Origin of the sequence: Streptomyces qinglanensis (genome assembly GCF_900111245.1) — a bacterium.
Lineage (GTDB): Bacteria > Actinomycetota > Actinomycetes > Streptomycetales > Streptomycetaceae > Streptomyces > Streptomyces qinglanensis.
In genome coordinates, this window is the sequence record NZ_FOGO01000001.1 from 713,319 (window position 1) to 728,377 (window position 15,059).

The following is a 15,059-nucleotide window of genomic DNA, read 5'->3' on the forward strand; positions in this document are numbered from 1 at the left end:
CTCTGTGCGCTGTTCCGGGACGCCCTCGGACGCGGACGCCCGCACCCGGTGGCCGCGGTGGGCCCGGGTACTGCCGGGTCAGTCGGCGTCGAGGTCGACGCGGACGGTCAGCAGCTCGGTGCCCACCGCGCGGACCACGGCGCTGTTGAGACGCGGCAGCGCGGCGAGGCGGGCGTACGGGTCGTCGTCGGGGAGGAGCCGGGCCGTCCCGGTGTACCAGCGGCCGGAGACCCGGACCCGCACCCGCGGATCGGCGCGGATGTTGCGTACGTACTGCGCCCGGTCGCCGTGTTCGGACACCAGCCAGAACCGCTGCCCCTCGCAGCGCCCGCCGACCGGTGTGCGGCGCGGGACACCGCTGCTGCGGCCCGTGGTCTCCAGCAGGGTCTGCCCCGGCATCCGGCGGGAGAGCGGATTGACCACATGGCGCTGCAGCGCCGTGACGGCCCGGAACTTCGCCGCGCTCCCCTTGCCCGCCGCTCCCGCCATCTGCGTTCCTTCCTTCGTCCGCCGAGCGGCCCCGCCGCGCTGTCGGCGGGGCCTTCCGTCCACACGCAGCCAGCATGTTGGTTACGGATGTCCAGGAGTCTGCCACCGGCCACTGACAACAGCTCCGGCACGGCGACCGGCGGCCGTCCGTCCCCGCGGCATCCGGCCCCGTCCTCTCTCGCTCTCTCCCGAGGACGCGTGCGACCCGCCCGAGGACGCGTGCGGCCCGCCGCTCCCCGTCGGCGCTCCCCGGATCCTGGACCGCCGTCACGGGTGCGGGCCGCTGCACAGGTGCGGGCCATTGGCCAAAGTTGCACTCTGGAGTTATGACCCCTCCCATCGTCGTACACCCTCCGTCCCAGACCGGTGGACGGAAAGTGACCGCACACACCGAAAGCCTCGGCTTCGCGCACCGGCCCGAGGACGTCGTCGAGTTCCTGCGCCGCGCCGGTCTCGACCCCGCCGAGATCCAGCTCGACGACCCCAACCTGATCGAGTGGCGCGGCGGCGGCCCCGACGTATGGCGGTGATCCTCCGCGGCACGGACCGGGCGAGGCTCCGCGGCGCGCACCTTGCGACGCCCGCGGCACGAGCCGCCCGGCCCGCCGCGGCGCGCTGGGCCGGGCGTACGGAACAAGAGGCAGGTGTGCGGCCGATTCGGGCACCGGAGTACCGTCGGGTACGCCCACGGGCCGCGAAGTGAGGAGCTTGATCACACCATGCCGCCAACGCCGACTCCCCTGCCGATGCCGTCGCACGTGCCGTCGGGGCGGGGCAAGCAGGGCCAGCAGGCCCCACAGGAGCAAGGCAACCGCACCGCTCTGGTCGAGGACCTCATGGAGCGCTTTCCGCACATTCCGCGGGAGGCCGTGCTGAAGGAGGACCTGCTCCGCGGCGGGATGGCCTTCGACGACTCGGCGCTCAGCGACACCGCCGACAAGGCGACGGGCGAGATCAAGCCGAAGTCCTACTTCATCTTCTCCTTCGACCACCGCACCCTGCCCGAGCTGGGCGAGGCCGCGCTGCGGCGGCCGCCGGAGGAGGTCGTGCTGACCGGCGGTCCGTACGACCTGAGCCGCACCGTGGTCTCCGTACGGGTGAACCCGAGCTCGCCGTACCGGGTGCAGGCGGGCGAGGACGGCGCCCTGGGGCTCTACCTGGACGGACAGCGGATCGCGGATGTCGGCCTGCCGCCGATGCCGGACTACTACCGGCACACGCTCGCCAACGGGAAGTCCGTGATGGAGGTGGCGCCCACCATCCAGTGGGGCTACCTGATCTATCTGACGGTCTTCCGGGTGTGCCAGTACTTCGGCGCCAAGGAGGAGTGCCAGTACTGCGACATCAACCACAACTGGCGCCAGCACAAGGCCGCCGGGCGCCCGTACACCGGGGTCAAGCCGGTCGAGGAGGTGTTGGAGGCGCTGCAGATCATCTCGGACCACGACACGCTCGGCGCCTCGCACGCCTACACCCTCACCGGCGGCTCCATCACCTCGCAGGTGCAGGGCAAGGACGAGGCGGACTTCTACGGGCAGTACGCGCAGGCCATCGAGGAGCGCTTCCCGGGCCGCTGGACGGGCAAGGTCGTGGCGCAGGCGCTGCCCAAGGACGACGTCAAGCGGTTCCACGACCACGGCATCCGCATCTACCACCCCAACTTCGAGGTGTGGGACAAGCGGCTGTTCGAGCTGTACTGCCCCGGCAAGGAGCGCTATGTCGGCCGTGAGGAGTGGCACCGCCGCGTGCTCGACTCGGCGGACGTCTTCGGGGCCCGGAACGTGATCCCGAACTTCGTCGCCGGGGTGGAGATGGCCGCGCCGTACGGCTTCGACACGGTGGACGACGCCATCGCCTCCACCACCGAGGGCCTGGACTTCTTCATGTCCCACGGCATCACCCCGCGCTTCACCACCTGGTGCCCGGAGCCGACGACCCCGCTGGGCAAGTCGAATCCGCAGGGCGCCCCGCTGGAGTACCACATCCGGCTGCTGGACGCCTATCGCTCGGCGATGCAGCGGCACGGCCTCTCCTCGCCGCCCGGCTACGGTCCGGCGGGCGCGGGCCGCGCGGTCTTCTCCGTCAGCTCGTTCATGGACACGCTGCCCGCAGAGGAGGGCGCGCCGGTCGCGTGAGGCCGACCGCCCGTCACCGATGATTTCCGCCGAGGGCCCCGGTCTCTCCTCCAGCAGGAGAGACCGGGGCCTTCGCACGCGGGACCCGAAGACACCGGAACACGCGGGAAGCCCGGGAAACGCGGGAAACGCGGGAAACGCGGGAAACGCGGGAAACGCGGGAGACACAGAACGGCGCGGAGGCGAGGACCATGGCCAAGCTGACACTGACCACGATGCTGTCACTCGACGGCGTGATGCAGGCACCCGGCGGTCCCGAGGAGGACCCGCGCGACGGGTTCGACCTCGGCGGCTGGGTGGTGCCCTACGCGGACGAGGGACTGAGCGAGCTCATCGGCGACTGGTTCGCCCGTGCGGGCGCCTTCCTGCTGGGGCGGCGCACGTACGAGATCTTCGCGGCGTACTGGCCGCAGGTCGGCGACGAGGAGGACCCGGTGATCGCCCGCCGGCTGAACTCCCTGCCCAAGTACGTCGCCTCGACGACGCTGCGGACCGCCGGGTGGCAGGGCACCACGGTGCTCGGGGGCGACGTGGTGGAGGCCGTGCGGGAGCTGAAGGCGCAGCCGGGCGGCGATCTGCAGATCCACGGCAGCGGCGTGCTGGCCCGGTCGCTGATGGCGCACGGCCTGATCGACGAGTACCGGCTGCTGGTCTTCCCGGTGGTACTGGGCAGGGGCCACCGGCTCTTCGCGGAGGGCGGCGTGCCCGCGGCGCTCGCGCTGGAGACCGCCGAGGCGCTGCCGTCGGGCGTCACGATGCAGACCTATTCCCCGGCGGGGCGGCCGGCGTTCGGATCGTTCTGAGCGCCGCCGGCCGGCCGGCCGCCGTTCGGCGGGCCGGCCCGGCTCCGGTTCAGCGGCCGGTGGCGCCGTCGGTCTGCTCACGGAGGATGTCGGCGTGGCCCGCGTGCCGGGCCGTCTCCTCGATCATGTGCACGAGGATCCAGCGCATCGTCGGCGGCGGGGTCGCACGCAGGGAGCGCACCCCGGGGCGGTCGAGGTCGTCGCAGTCGGCGACGACCGCGTCCGACGCGCGGATCGCCTCCTGGTATGCGGCGATCAGGGATTCGCCGGTCTCGCCCGGCCCGGGCGGCGCGTCGTCGTCGAGGAGCTCGCCCTGCCCGGCGTACGCATGGCCGAACCAGTTGCGCTCCACCAGGGTCAGATGCCGCACCAGGCCCAGCAGGCTGGTTCCGGAGGGGACGCCCGGGGCGAGGCCGACCTCGTCGGTGAGTCCGGCGGCCTTGGCGATCACCGCCTCACGCAGATACCGCAGGAACGCCAGCAGGGTTTCCTTCTCGCCACCCGCCACATCAGGGGGCCTTACATCGCCACGCGCAGAAAAGCCGGTCACATCAGTCATGCCGCCGACTGTAACCAGAATTGGCTGGCGGGGGTGCGGTGGTGCTGGTTGGCTTCCGGGGTGACCGCCACCCGCACCCCGCCGCCGCACGGCGCGGCCGGTCGTCCCGGGCGGCCCGCCGGACCGGCCCGCGGGGCAGGACGCGCCGCCGTGCGGCGCGCTTCCGGCCCGCGCCGCCGGTCCGCACTCCGGGCACCGGACGGAACCGCGTCACCCTCCGGTCCGTCCCCTCCCACGGCGGAGTGGATCTTCGTCGAGGAGCGGTGGGACGAGCGGGGCGGGGGGCGGCGCACATGCCGGGAACGGCGGCGGGGCGGGGCGCGGACTGCCGCGGGACGACGAAGCGGCGGGGAGTGCGACAGCGGCCAGGGGGATGCGGATGACGGGGTGCGGGACGGGTCCGGGGAACAGGACGGACACAGCGAACGCCGCGAACACCAGGAACACAACGGACGCCGGGAACACGGCGAACACCGGTAACACGGCGAACACCGGGAAGGCCGGAAAGGCTGGAAAGGCCGGAACCGCCGGGAGCACAGCGGGCAGGACCAACCCGGCGAGCGCTGCGGACCCGGCGAGCGCAGCGAAGGCTGCGAAGGCTGCGAGCACGACAAGCGCGGCGCAGGCCGGGAAGTCCGCGAGCCCGGCCAACGCGGCGGACACCACGAGCGCGGCGTGGACGGCGCTCGGCAGCGGGCTGGACGGAACGTTGCTGCGGCCCGGGGACCGGGATTTCACCGCGGCCCGCAAGCTGTTCAACCCGCGGTTCGACGCGGTGCGCCCGGCCGCGGTGGCGTACTGTGCGGGGCCCGGCGACATCGCCGAGTGCCTGGCGTTCGCGCGCCGCAACCGGATACCGGTGTCGGTACGCAGCGGGGGCCACTCGTCCGCGGGCTGGTCCAGCGGCAACGGCCGGCTGGTCATCGACGTGCAGCGGCTCGCCGGGGTGCACGCCTCCGGACGCCGGGCCACGGTGGGCGCCGGGGCCAAACTGATCGACGTCCACGCCGGTCTGGCGGCGCACAAGCGGACGATACCGGCCGGCTCAGGCCCGACCGTGGGGATCGCGGGGCTGGCGCTGGGCGGCGGGATCGGCGCCGTCGCCCGCGCCTACGGGCTGACCTGCGACAGCCTCACCGGGGCCAGGATCGTCACGGCCGACGGCACGCTGCGCGAGGTGTCCGCGGACGGCGGCGCCCGGGACGCCGAGCTGTTCTGGGCGCTGCGCGGCGCGGGGAACGGCAACTTCGGCGTCGTCACCTCGCTGGACTTCCGCACCCATGTGGCGCCCGGCTGCCAGACGTTCTTCCTCTCCTGGCCCTGGTCGCGGGCGGCGGCCGTGGTGCGCGAGTGGCAGCGGTGGGCACCGGTGGCGCCGGAGGAGATCTGGTCGCATCTGCGGCTGTCGGCCCCGGCGGGCGGCCGGCCGGGCAGTGTGCGGCTGGGCGGGCTGTCACTGGGGGCGCGCCGCGAGGTGGAGACGCAACTCGACCGGCTGGCGGGGCGGATCGGCACGACCGCCGACCTGTCGCTGCGCAGGCACGGCTACCTGGACGCGCTGAAGGTGCTGGGCGGCGTCTCGGGCTGGACGCTCGCCCAGGCGCACCAGCGCGGCACCCTGCCCGGCCGCACCAAGCGGGGGAGGGTCGCCCGCGAGTCGTACGCCGCCCGCTCCGACTTCTACGTCCGCCCGCTGCCGCTCGCCGGGATACGGGCGCTGCTCGACCGGGTGGAGCGGGTGGCCGAACTGCGCGACGGCGGCGCCGGAAGTGTCGTCCTCGACGCGCTGGGCGGTGCCGTGAACCGGCCCCGGCCGGACGCGACGGCCTTCGTGCACCGGAACGCGCGCTTCCTGGCGCAGTACACCGTCGCCTGGCCGGACGCCTCCGGCGCCGAGACGGTGGCGGGGCACCGCGGCTGGCTGGATGCCACCCACGCCGCGATGCGGCCGTGGGCCAGCGGGTTCGCCTACCAGAACTGCCCCGACCCGGCGCTGCGCGACTGGCGGCGGGCCTACTACGGTGCCAACGCCGAGCGGCTGGCCGAGGTCAAGGCCGTGTACGACCCGGACCGGGTCTTCTCGTTCCCGCACGCCGTGTGAGCGCCCCGCGGCGGTGATCCGGGCCCGGACCCGTACGCTGGGGTCCCCTCCGGCGGCCGGAGGGAACCGCACCACCGGCGTCGCAGGCGGGCGCCGTACCGAGGAACCGAGGAGAAGTGCCGTGCTCGTGCTGCTGCCGCCGTCCGAGGGGAAGGCCGAGGGCTCGCGGGGGCGCCCGCTGGACCTGGGCTCGCTCTCCCTTCCGGGGCTGAACCCGGCGCGGGAGACGGTGCTGGAGGAGCTGGTGGCGCTCTGCCGGGCCGACGAGGAGAAGGCACGCGGGGTGCTGGGGATCGGCGAGGGGCTGCGCGGCGAGGTCGCCAAGAACGCCCGGCTGCGGACCGCGCCGACCCGTCCCGCCGGGGAGATCTACACCGGGGTGCTCTACGACGCGCTGGAACTGGCCACCCTCAGCACGGCGGCCAAGCGGCGGGCCGCTCGCTCGCTGCTGGTCTTCTCCGCGCTGTGGGGGGCCGTCGGGGTCACCGACCGGATCCCTTCCTACCGGCTGTCCGCGGGTGTGAAGCTGCCGGGCACGGGTGCGCTGGGCGCCTTCTGGCGCGGCCCGGCGGAGTCGGTGCTGCCCGAGGCGGCGGGCGGCGGGCTGGTGCTGGATCTGCGCTCGTCGGCGTACGCGGGCATGTGGAGGCCCAAGGGCGAACTGGCGCGCCGCACGGCGACCGTGCGGGTCCTGCAGTCCCGGCTGGTGGACGGGGTGGAGAAGCGGTCGGTCGTCAGCCACTTCAACAAGGCGACCAAGGGCCGCATCGTGCGGGCGCTGCTGGAGTCCGGTGCGGCGCCGAAGACCCCCGCGGCGCTGGCCGGGACGCTGCGCGAGCTGGGCTACACCGTGGAGGGCGGCGAGGGTCCGGACGCGCGGGCACTGGATGTGGTCGTCACCGAGCTCTGACCCCTCCGGCCGAGCTGGTTGCACATACCGCAACGCCCGTTGCGAGGCATGCTGCCCGCGGGCACGATACGGGCATGACTTCCGCGCCCTCCCTGCTCGACCTCGCCCCCGTCCTCCCGGTCGTCGTGCTGGAGGACGCGGCGGACGCCGTCCCGCTGGCGCGGGCGCTGGTGGCCGGTGGCCTGCCCGCGATCGAGATCACGCTGCGGACCGGCGCCGCGCCGGAGGCGATCCGGGCCGTCGCGGACGCCGTCCCCGAGGCGGTCGTCGGCGCGGGCACGGTGCTGGGTCCGCGGGACGTGGAGACCGCGGTGGCGGCAGGCGCGCGCTTCCTGGTCAGCCCCGGCTGGACCGACGCGCTGCTGGAGGCCATGCGGGCCTCCGGAGTGCCCTTCCTGCCCGGCGTCTCGACCGCCTCCGAGGCGATGGCCCTGCTGGAGCGCGGCGTGACGGAGATGAAGTTCTTCCCCGCGCGTGCGGCGGGCGGCACCGGCTATCTGAAGTCCCTGGCCTCCCCGCTGCCGCGGGCCCGCTTCTGCCCGACCGGCGGCATCACCGCCGACGACGCGGCCGACTATCTGGCGCTGCCCAACGTCGGCTGCGTCGGCGGCACCTGGATGCTGCCCGCCGACGCGCTCGCGGCCAGGGACTGGGAGCGGGTACGCGGGCTCGCCGCCGAGGCCGCGGCGGTACGGCCGGCCCGGTAGGCGGTCCGCCTCCGCGTGCGGACGCCGACCGCGCACACCACGGCCGACGTCCGCACCAGGACCGCCCCGGCACCGCGGGGTCCGTTCACACCGCGACCGCGCCCCCGTCCAGCGCGAGCCGCGCCCCGTCGAACCGCCCGCGCAGCGCCCGGTCGTGCGTCACCAGCACCACGGCGCCCGGGTATCCGGCCAGGGCCTCCTCCAGTTCCTCCACCAGCGCGGGGGCCATATGGTTCGTCGGCTCGTCCAGGAGGAGCAGGTCCGCGGGGTCCGCGACCAGGCGGGCCAGCTCGATGCGCCGACGCTGGCCGTAGGAGAGGCCGCCGACGCACAGGTGCAGTTCCGCCGGGCGGAAGAGGCCGAGGGACAGCAGGGACTCGGCGTGGTCCTCGGCGGATCCGGGACGGCCCAGCGCGAAGACCTCCGCCACCGTCAGGCCGGGCGGCCACGGCGTCTCGTCCTGGCGCAGATGGCCGACCCTGCCCGGCACGTGTACCGCGCCCTCGTCCGGCCGCAGCTCGCCGGCCAGCAGCCGGAGCAGAGTGGTCTTCCCCGCGCCGTTCGGTCCGGTGACCAGCAGCCGGCCGGTGGGGCCCAGAGTGAAGGAGTCCAGGCGGAGGCGGTCTCCCACCCGTACTCCGGTGAGTTCGGCGGCTTCGCCGGACCCGGCCGCCGCAGCGCGGAGACGAGCCGTGAAGGACAGCGGGTCGGGCGGCGGCGCCACCGGATCGGCCCGGAGCCGGTCGACGCGCTCGCGGGCATTGCGGATGCGCGCCATCGCGCCGTGCGCGCGGCCGCGGGCCCGGAAGCCGCCGTGCCCGAAGTTGGCCAGCGGCGCCTTGCGCGGAATGCCGTCGAGGCGGGCGGCGTTGCCGGTGGCCAGCCGCTCGTTGCGGGCCAGCTCTGCGCGCCACTCCTCGTACTCCTGCAGCCGCCGGCGGCGGTCGGCGGCCTTGGCGGCGCGGTAGCCGGGGTAGCCGTCGCCGTAGCGGGTGATCCTCCCGCCGTCGGCCTCCAGGATCGTCGTGGTCAGGCGCTGGAGGAAGACGCGGTCGTGCGTGACCGCGAGCACCGTCCCGCGGTGTGCCCGCAGTTGCTCCTCCAGCCAGGCGACAGCCCCGTCGTCCAGGTCGTTCGTCGGCTCGTCCAGCAGGAGCAGCTCCGGGCGGCCCGCCAGGACAGCGGCCAGGGAGAGCCGGGAGCGCTCGCCGCCGGAGAGCGTGCCGATACGGCGCTCGCGGGACAGCCCGGGCAGGCCGAGGTGATGCAGGGCGGCGTCCACCCGGTGGTCGGCCGCGTAGCCGTCGCGGGCCTCGTAGCGTTCGAGCAGCGCGGCGTACGCGTCGGGGCTGCCGCCCTCGCCGAGTGCCCGCTCGGCCCGGCGCAGCTCCGCCTCCAGCGCGCGCAGGTCCGCCAGCGACAGGTCGACGGCCTCCTGGACCGTGGCGGTCGGCGGGAGCGGGAGGGTCTGCGGCAGGTAGCCGACGCCGCCCGCGGCGATCACGGTCAACTCGCCGTGGTCCGGCTGTTCCCGGCCCGCGAGGAGCTCGAGGAGCGTGGACTTGCCGGAGCCGTTGTCGCCGATGAGCCCGGCCTTCTCCCCCGGTTTGAGCGTGCAGGAGACCTGGTCGAGGACGGTGCGGCCGGAGTAGCGCTTGGTGACGCCGCGAAGGGTGAGTTGTGAGGTGCGCATGGGTCGGTCCCTCCTGGCCCGGGACGGGCCGGAACGAGGTGAGTGACTGCACGGCGGGGCGCGGCGACGGCGGAGCGGTGCTCTACGCGGTCGGCGCCTTTGATCTCACAGGGACCCCATGGGCAAGAAGGTACGGCACACCGGGGACTTCGGCAAGACGATACGTCTCGCCTCGCTCATGCCTTCCGAGCCTCCCCGCGCGGGGCCGCCACCGGCGCCGGTAGGTTGCCCGCATGGCGACTGACAGCGCACCCGGTGGCGACGGGGTGATGTGCCCCGGCTGCCGCGGCGGCGACACACGGCCCGTCTCCGAGGCGCGCACCGGCAAGGGCGCGCTGCGCAAGGAGTTGGGCACCCGGCTGGCCAAAGGGCCGGAGAAGACCGGCGACGGCTGCATGCACTTCCTGGAGGGCATGGTGCTCACCGGAATGGGCGTGGCACTCGCCTGGACGGGCGTGGACCAGGACAAACCGCTCTACCTGGGCGGCGGCATCCTGCTGGCCGCCGTGTGCTTCGTCGGCACGGTCGTCGTGGTGCGCGAGGACCGGCAGGAACAGGACGCGGAGGCGGCCGGCGCGGCGCGGGCCGACGCGCTGTGGGCGCCCGCCCGCTACTGCTACGGCTGTGAATCCGTCTTCTGCCCCGGCGGGGAACCCTGGCCCGGCGTACTGACGCCGGAGGAGTTCCGCACCTACGTGTGGACGGAGGCCGGCTACGCGGACCAACTGCCCCGGCACGCGCCCCGGAGCGGGTCACGCGGGGGCCGGCACCGGGGCACCGGCTAGCGCACGGCCGCGCGGGTGCCCCGGTGCGCCCCGGTGCGCCTCGTCACGGGCGCAGGTGCCCCGTGTCGTTCAGCAGCCGCAGCGAGGCGTTGCCGTCGGCGTAGTAGGCGACGGCGGAAAGGGAACCGGCCGACAGCTCCATCCGGAACAGCGCCTCGGCCGGGGCGCCCAGCGCGAGCCGGGCCAGCGTCTTGACCGGCGTCACATGGGTGACGAGCAGCACGGTGCGACCGGCGTAGCGGGCCAGCAGCTTGTCCCGGGCCACCGCGACCCGCCGGGCGACCTCCTCGAAGGACTCGCCGCCTCCGGTGGGGCGGGCCCCGGCGGAGGCCAGCCAGGCGTCCAGGTCCTCCGGGTGGCGCTCGCGCACCTCGGCGAAGGTGAGGCCCTCCCAGGCGCCGAAGTCGGTCTCGCGCAGCCCCTCGTCGGTACGGACGCTCAACCCGAGGCGGTCCGCGACAGCGGCCGCCGTCTCCTGGCAGCGGCGCAGCGGCGAGGCGACCACGGCCTGGACGGTGCCGCGGGCGGCGAGCGCCTCGGCAGCCGCGGCGGCCTGCCGGCGGCCGACCGCGGAGAGTTCGGGGTCGGAGCCGCCGCTGCCGGAGAACCGCTTCTCCGGCGTGAGCGGCGTCTCCCCGTGCCGCAGCAGCACGAAGGTGGTCGGGGTGCCGAGATCGGGCCCCCAGCCCGGGCGGGCGGCGGGAGCGGCGGTCCCCGCCGTGCCGGGCCCGTCGTCCGCCGCGGAGGAGGGCGCGGTCGCCGCGCTTCCCGTGCCCCCGGCGGCGCCGGACCCGGTGCGGCCCGCAGTGGATCCGCCCCGGCCGGTGCCGGACCCGCTCCGCCCCGCGCCGGGCCCGGTGTCGAGCTCCGCGCGGGACGCGTCCGGCTCCCAGCGCGCGCCCCGCTTCCCGGCGTCCATCGCCTCGTTGGCGAGCCGGTCCGCGTGCTTGTTCTTCTCGCGCGGGATCCACTCGTAGCTGACCGCGTCCGGCGGGAAGACCGCGGCGGCCTCCGCCGCGAGGGGCCGCATGTCCGGGTGCTTGATCTTCCAGCGGCCCGACATCTGCTCGACGACCAGCTTGGAGTCCATCCGCACCAGCACCGCGGCGTCGGAGTCGAGTTCGTGCGCGGCGCGCAGCCCGGCGACCAGGCCCCGGTACTCGGCCACGTTGTTGGTGGCCCTGCCGATGAACTCGGCGGTCTCCCGGAGGGTCCCGCCCGAGGCGGCGTCCTTGACCACGGCGCCGTATCCGGCCGGGCCGGGGTTGCCGCGCGAACCGCCGTCGGCCTCGACGACGAAGGTGCGGCGCACCTGTCCCCCGCTCATCGCACGCCCTCGCCGGCCGCCGGGCTCACAGCCCCGACTCCGGGGTGCGCACCAGGATGCGGCGGCAGTTCTCGCAGCGCACGACCGTGTCCGCGGGCGCCTCGCGCACCTCGTTCAGCTCGGTGATGTTCAGCTCCAGCCGGCAGCCCTCGCAGCGGCGCTGGTAGAGCTTGGCGGCGCCCACCCCGCCCTCGCGCTCCCGGATCTTGTCGTAGAGCTTGAGGAGTTCACCGGGGACGGCCCCGGCGACCGTCTCGCGCTCCCTGCGGACACCGGCCAGCTCGGCGTCGATCTCCGCCAGCGCGGCGTCCCGGCGCACGGTGGCGTCCTGCACCTTGGCGCCGACGGACTCGACCCGCTCGCCCAGTTCGGCGGAGCGCTCCGCGGCGGACTCGCGGCGCTCCATGACCTCCAGGACGACGTCCTCCAGGTCGCTCTGGCGCTTGGCGAGCGAGGCGATCTCGCTCTGCAGGTTGGCCAGGTCCTTGGGGTTGGTCACCGCGCCCGAGTCGAGGCGCTGCTGGTCGCGGACCGCGCGCTGGCGGACCTGGTCGACGTCCTGCTCCGCCTTGGTCTGCTCGCGGGTGGTGTCGCTCTCCTCGGTCTGCGCGGCCACGAGCAGGTCGCGGAGCTGGGCGAGGTCGGCGTCCAGCCGCTGGATCTCCTCGTGCTCGGGAAGGGTCTTGCGCTTGTGCGCGAGCTGCGTCAGGCGCGTATCGAGTGCCTGGACGTCGAGCAGGCGGATCTGATCGGCGGGCGCGGCGTTCAGTTGGGGGCTCCCGGAGTGAGGTCGTGGTCGGTCGGTGCGGTCTGCTGGGCCGTGGCCGCGCGGGAGAGCGGTGACTCCTGCGGCAGCGAGGGCGCGTGCGCGGTCCACGGGTCGGTGACGGTACGCGAGACCTCGGTGCGCAGGTCCCAGCCCTCCCGTTCGGCGACGGCGTCGAGCTGCGCGGCCGCCTGCTCGCACCAGGGCCACTCGGTGGCGAAGTGCGCGGCGTCCAGCAGGGCCAGCGGGGAGTGCTCCCGCGCCTCGGAGGCGGGGTGATGGCGCAGGTCGGCGGTGAGGTAGGCGTCGACACCCGCGGCGCGCACGGTCTCGAAGAGGCTGTCGCCGGAGCCGCCGCACACGGCGATCGTCGCCACCGGCATGGCGGGGTCGCCCGCGGCGCGGAGGCCCTGCGCGGTGACGGGCAGCGCGGCGGCGGCCCGCTCCAGGAGATCGCCGAGCGGCAGCGGGCGCTCCAGTTCGCAGATCCGGCCCAGTCCGCGCCGGCCGGCGGGGTCGGTGGGGTCGGGCACCAGCGGCCGCAGCACGCGCAGCCCGAGCGCCCCGGCGAGCGCGTCGGAGACGCCGGGGTCGGCGGTGTCGGCGTTGGTGTGCGCGACGTGCAGGGCGACGCCGTTGCGGATCAGGGTGTGCACGACGCGGCCCTTGAAGGTGTCGGCCGCGACGGTGGTGGTGCCCCGCAGATAGAGCGGATGGTGGGTGACCAGCAGCTCGGCGCCCTTGGCGACGGCCTCGTCGGCGACCTGCTGCACAGGATCGACGGCGAACAGGACACGGCTTACACGTGCTTGCGGGTCGGAGACGTCGCCGCAGACGGTGCCGACGGCGTCCCACTGCTCGGCGCGGTCGCGCGGCCACAGAGTGTCGAGCGCGGCGATGACTTCGGAGAGTGTGGGCTGTGCTGGCACGGGGGCAAGGCTACCTGTCCGCGGCAGCGGCGCTCCCAGCCCGGTGGGCGCACGCGCACGCACCCGGCAGCCGCCCCGGTGCGGCCGGTACGGCGCTCCTGGACCTCCCGCGGGCGAACACGAATTCGGTCACTCGTACGCGTGAAGCGGTTCATCTCCCGCTGTCCGCGCACGAATACGGGGCCTAGCTTCGTGACCGGAGGTGACCGAAACATGACGGTGAGTGCCGCCAGGGTCATGAACGAGAGCTTCACGGTCGCGGCGGACGGCTCCTACGCCGCCCGGCTCACCGCGCACGCCGGGACGGAGCTCTGGTATCCGGAGCGCTGGACGCTCGACGGACCGGAGCCGTACGCGGTGCCGCTCCCCGTCGAGCAGCCGGAGGACGCGGACAGCGGCGTACTGCCGCTGTCGGACGGGCGGGTGCTGATCGCCCGCCGGACGCAGGGACGTTGCTCCCTGGCACTGCTCTACCCCTCGGGCCCGGAGACCGGCGAGCGACGGCTGGGCACCGTGGAGACGGACGCGCTGCGGCTGCTGCCCCCGGCGCCCTGCGGGACCCGCGCCTATGCGCTGGCCCGGGAGCCGGACGGCCGCACCACCGGTGTGTGGCTGGTGACCGACGGCTCGTCCCGGCCTCCCACCCGGCTCGCCCGGCTGCGCGGCCGCTGGTCGGGCGGCGCGTGGCTGGACCGGGAGGGCCGGATGCTCGCACTCGACACCCCAGGACCGGACGACAGCGGCCCCACCAGGACCGTCGCGGTGGACCTCGGTGCGGACGGCGAGACCTCCCCGCTGCTGGAGATCGCCGAGGGCAGCGACGACCGGCTGCTGCTCGCCGACCCGGACAGCGGCCTGCTGCTCGTCCGCTCGGACGCACCCGGCGAGCCGCGGCTGGGCTGGGGGGTGCTGGGCAGCCACCGCCCGGTCCGGTTCCCCGAGGCGCTGCACCCCCGGGGCACCCGGCTGACGCCGATCGCCGTCCAGCCGGGGCAGCCGCTGCTGCCCGAGCGGTGCGCCGTGGCGCTGCGCGTGGACGGGCCGCAGGGCACCTGGCTCGCCGTGTGGCGGCCCGGCCTGCGCGAGCTGCGGCACCTCGCGAGCCCGGCCGGGTGGCTGGCGGGGCACGGGCTGTGGACGGCCGACGGCGAACTGCGCGTCCCCTGCTCGACGGCGCACAACCCGTGCGGACTGGCCCGGATGCGGGCCCCGCTGCCCGATCCGGAGGCCCCCGAGTCCACACCCGCACCGGCGCCCGCGCCCCCGGCTCCACCGGCCCCGGCGGAGCGGAGCGCGGCTCGGGCGCCCGCCGCGCCGGGCGGAGAACCGCCGCGCGCCGCGCCGCGGCCGCCCGAGCGGCCGGAGTCCGCGGCTCCGACCGTCGGTGACGTCACGGCTCTACAACATCACGATCACGGAGGGCCACCCTCCGGACTGCTGGGTTCGCTGGTGGGCAGAAGGGTTTCCGCAGGCAGTACGGCGCCGTTCGGGGCCCTGGAGGACCCGGCGCGGAAACCGGTCCCGCTCCAACAGGCCCCGCTGCCCAGCGGAACGGCGTGACCAGCGGATGAAACGCCCTGAAGGACGTCGCCCCGGCTCGATAAACTCCGCCGGGTACGACGGCAGAGCAAGAGATTGACGGAGTGACATCACGATGTCCGACACCCAGACCGAGACGCACAGCACCACGCAGACGGCCGGCGAGGGGACTCACCGGGGGAAGCACAGGGGGGAAGCCGCCGCACAGGAGGAGCAGACCGTACCGGCGCAGGGTCGGCACCGCCGTCCCGAGCCCGCGCAGTAGCCGACGGCAGGCCGTCGGCCGGCGCCGCCCAGGCGCAACGGCGTACGGCGG

The 15,059-nt window shown here is 74.8% G+C and carries 14 protein-coding genes; 8 read left to right on the forward strand and 6 right to left on the reverse strand.

What is annotated here, in order from left to right; translation table 11 throughout:
- Window positions 1-78 precede the first annotated feature (78 nt).
- Window positions 79-489, reverse strand: a complete 411-nt coding sequence (locus BMX65_RS03060; RefSeq protein ID WP_074998499.1) for a nitroreductase/quinone reductase family protein — start codon at window positions 487-489, stop codon at window positions 79-81.
- 377 nt (window positions 490-866) lie between these two features.
- Here BMX65_RS03060 and BMX65_RS03065 point away from each other — a divergent pair, with 377 nt between their 5' ends.
- The 3 genes from BMX65_RS03065 to BMX65_RS03075 all read left to right on the forward strand — a co-directional run bounded on the left by BMX65_RS03065 (window position 867) and on the right by BMX65_RS03075 (window position 3,427).
- Window positions 867-1,019: a hypothetical protein gene (locus tag BMX65_RS03065; RefSeq protein ID WP_338068924.1), complete on the forward strand. Its 153-nt coding sequence runs from the start codon at window positions 867-869 to the stop codon at window positions 1,017-1,019.
- A gap of 216 nt (window positions 1,020-1,235) precedes the next feature.
- Window positions 1,236-2,624 (forward strand): radical SAM protein, encoded by a 1,389-nt coding sequence (locus BMX65_RS03070; protein WP_074998501.1) that lies wholly within the window; start codon window positions 1,236-1,238, stop codon window positions 2,622-2,624.
- A 191-nt stretch (window positions 2,625-2,815) separates the two neighbouring features.
- Complete coding sequence (locus BMX65_RS03075; protein WP_074998502.1) at window positions 2,816-3,427, forward strand: dihydrofolate reductase family protein; 612 nt, start codon at window positions 2,816-2,818, stop codon at window positions 3,425-3,427.
- A 49-nt stretch (window positions 3,428-3,476) separates the two neighbouring features.
- On the opposite strand, the gene BMX65_RS03080 is transcribed toward BMX65_RS03075, so the two are convergent.
- Entirely contained in the window at window positions 3,477-3,986 is a 510-nt protein-coding gene (locus tag BMX65_RS03080) for a DinB family protein (RefSeq protein ID WP_074998503.1), read from the reverse strand.
- Window positions 3,987-4,365: 379 nt separating this feature from the next.
- Here BMX65_RS03080 and BMX65_RS03085 point away from each other — a divergent pair, with 379 nt between their 5' ends.
- The 3 genes from BMX65_RS03085 (at window position 4,366) to eda (ending at window position 7,704) form a co-directional block, all read left to right on the forward strand.
- Window positions 4,366-6,087, forward strand: a complete 1,722-nt coding sequence (locus BMX65_RS03085) for an FAD-binding oxidoreductase (RefSeq protein WP_420856788.1) — start codon at window positions 4,366-4,368, stop codon at window positions 6,085-6,087.
- Window positions 6,088-6,208: 121 nt separating this feature from the next.
- Window positions 6,209-6,997, forward strand: a complete 789-nt coding sequence (gene yaaA, locus BMX65_RS03090) for a peroxide stress protein YaaA (RefSeq protein ID WP_074998505.1) — start codon at window positions 6,209-6,211, stop codon at window positions 6,995-6,997.
- A gap of 74 nt (window positions 6,998-7,071) precedes the next feature.
- On the forward strand, window positions 7,072-7,704 hold the full coding sequence (eda, locus tag BMX65_RS03095) for a bifunctional 4-hydroxy-2-oxoglutarate aldolase/2-dehydro-3-deoxy-phosphogluconate aldolase (protein WP_074998506.1): 633 nt from the start codon (window positions 7,072-7,074) through the stop codon (window positions 7,702-7,704).
- Window positions 7,705-7,789: 85 nt separating this feature from the next.
- Here eda and BMX65_RS03100 read toward each other — a convergent pair whose 3' ends face one another.
- Entirely contained in the window at window positions 7,790-9,397 is a 1,608-nt protein-coding gene (locus BMX65_RS03100) for a TlrC/CarA/OleB/SrmB family ABC-F type ribosomal protection protein (protein WP_074998507.1), read from the reverse strand.
- A gap of 233 nt (window positions 9,398-9,630) precedes the next feature.
- Between BMX65_RS03100 and BMX65_RS03105 the strand changes: the two genes are divergently transcribed.
- Window positions 9,631-10,182, forward strand: a complete 552-nt coding sequence (locus BMX65_RS03105; RefSeq protein ID WP_074998508.1) for a hypothetical protein — start codon at window positions 9,631-9,633, stop codon at window positions 10,180-10,182.
- A 43-nt stretch (window positions 10,183-10,225) separates the two neighbouring features.
- Here the strand turns inward: BMX65_RS03105 and BMX65_RS03110 are convergent, their stop codons facing one another.
- From BMX65_RS03110 to BMX65_RS03120, 3 genes are read right to left on the reverse strand one after another with little or no spacing between them, the layout of a single operon-like run.
- The gene (locus tag BMX65_RS03110) at window positions 10,226-11,509 is read right to left on the reverse strand and encodes a bifunctional RNase H/acid phosphatase (RefSeq protein WP_074998509.1); all 1,284 of its coding nucleotides are present in this window, start codon (window positions 11,507-11,509) and stop codon (window positions 10,226-10,228) included.
- A 25-nt stretch (window positions 11,510-11,534) separates the two neighbouring features.
- The gene (locus BMX65_RS03115; RefSeq protein WP_074998790.1) at window positions 11,535-12,278 is read right to left on the reverse strand and encodes a zinc ribbon domain-containing protein; all 744 of its coding nucleotides are present in this window, start codon (window positions 12,276-12,278) and stop codon (window positions 11,535-11,537) included.
- Complete coding sequence (locus tag BMX65_RS03120; RefSeq protein ID WP_074998510.1) at window positions 12,275-13,204, reverse strand: Nif3-like dinuclear metal center hexameric protein; 930 nt, start codon at window positions 13,202-13,204, stop codon at window positions 12,275-12,277. The genes BMX65_RS03115 and BMX65_RS03120 overlap by 4 nt, the downstream gene beginning before the upstream one ends.
- A 213-nt stretch (window positions 13,205-13,417) precedes the next feature.
- Between BMX65_RS03120 and BMX65_RS03125 the strand changes: the two genes are divergently transcribed.
- A complete protein-coding gene (locus tag BMX65_RS03125; protein WP_074998511.1) occupies window positions 13,418-14,764 on the forward strand; it encodes a hypothetical protein in 1,347 nt (448 codons plus the stop codon).
- Window positions 14,765-15,059: the final 295 nt, after the last annotated feature.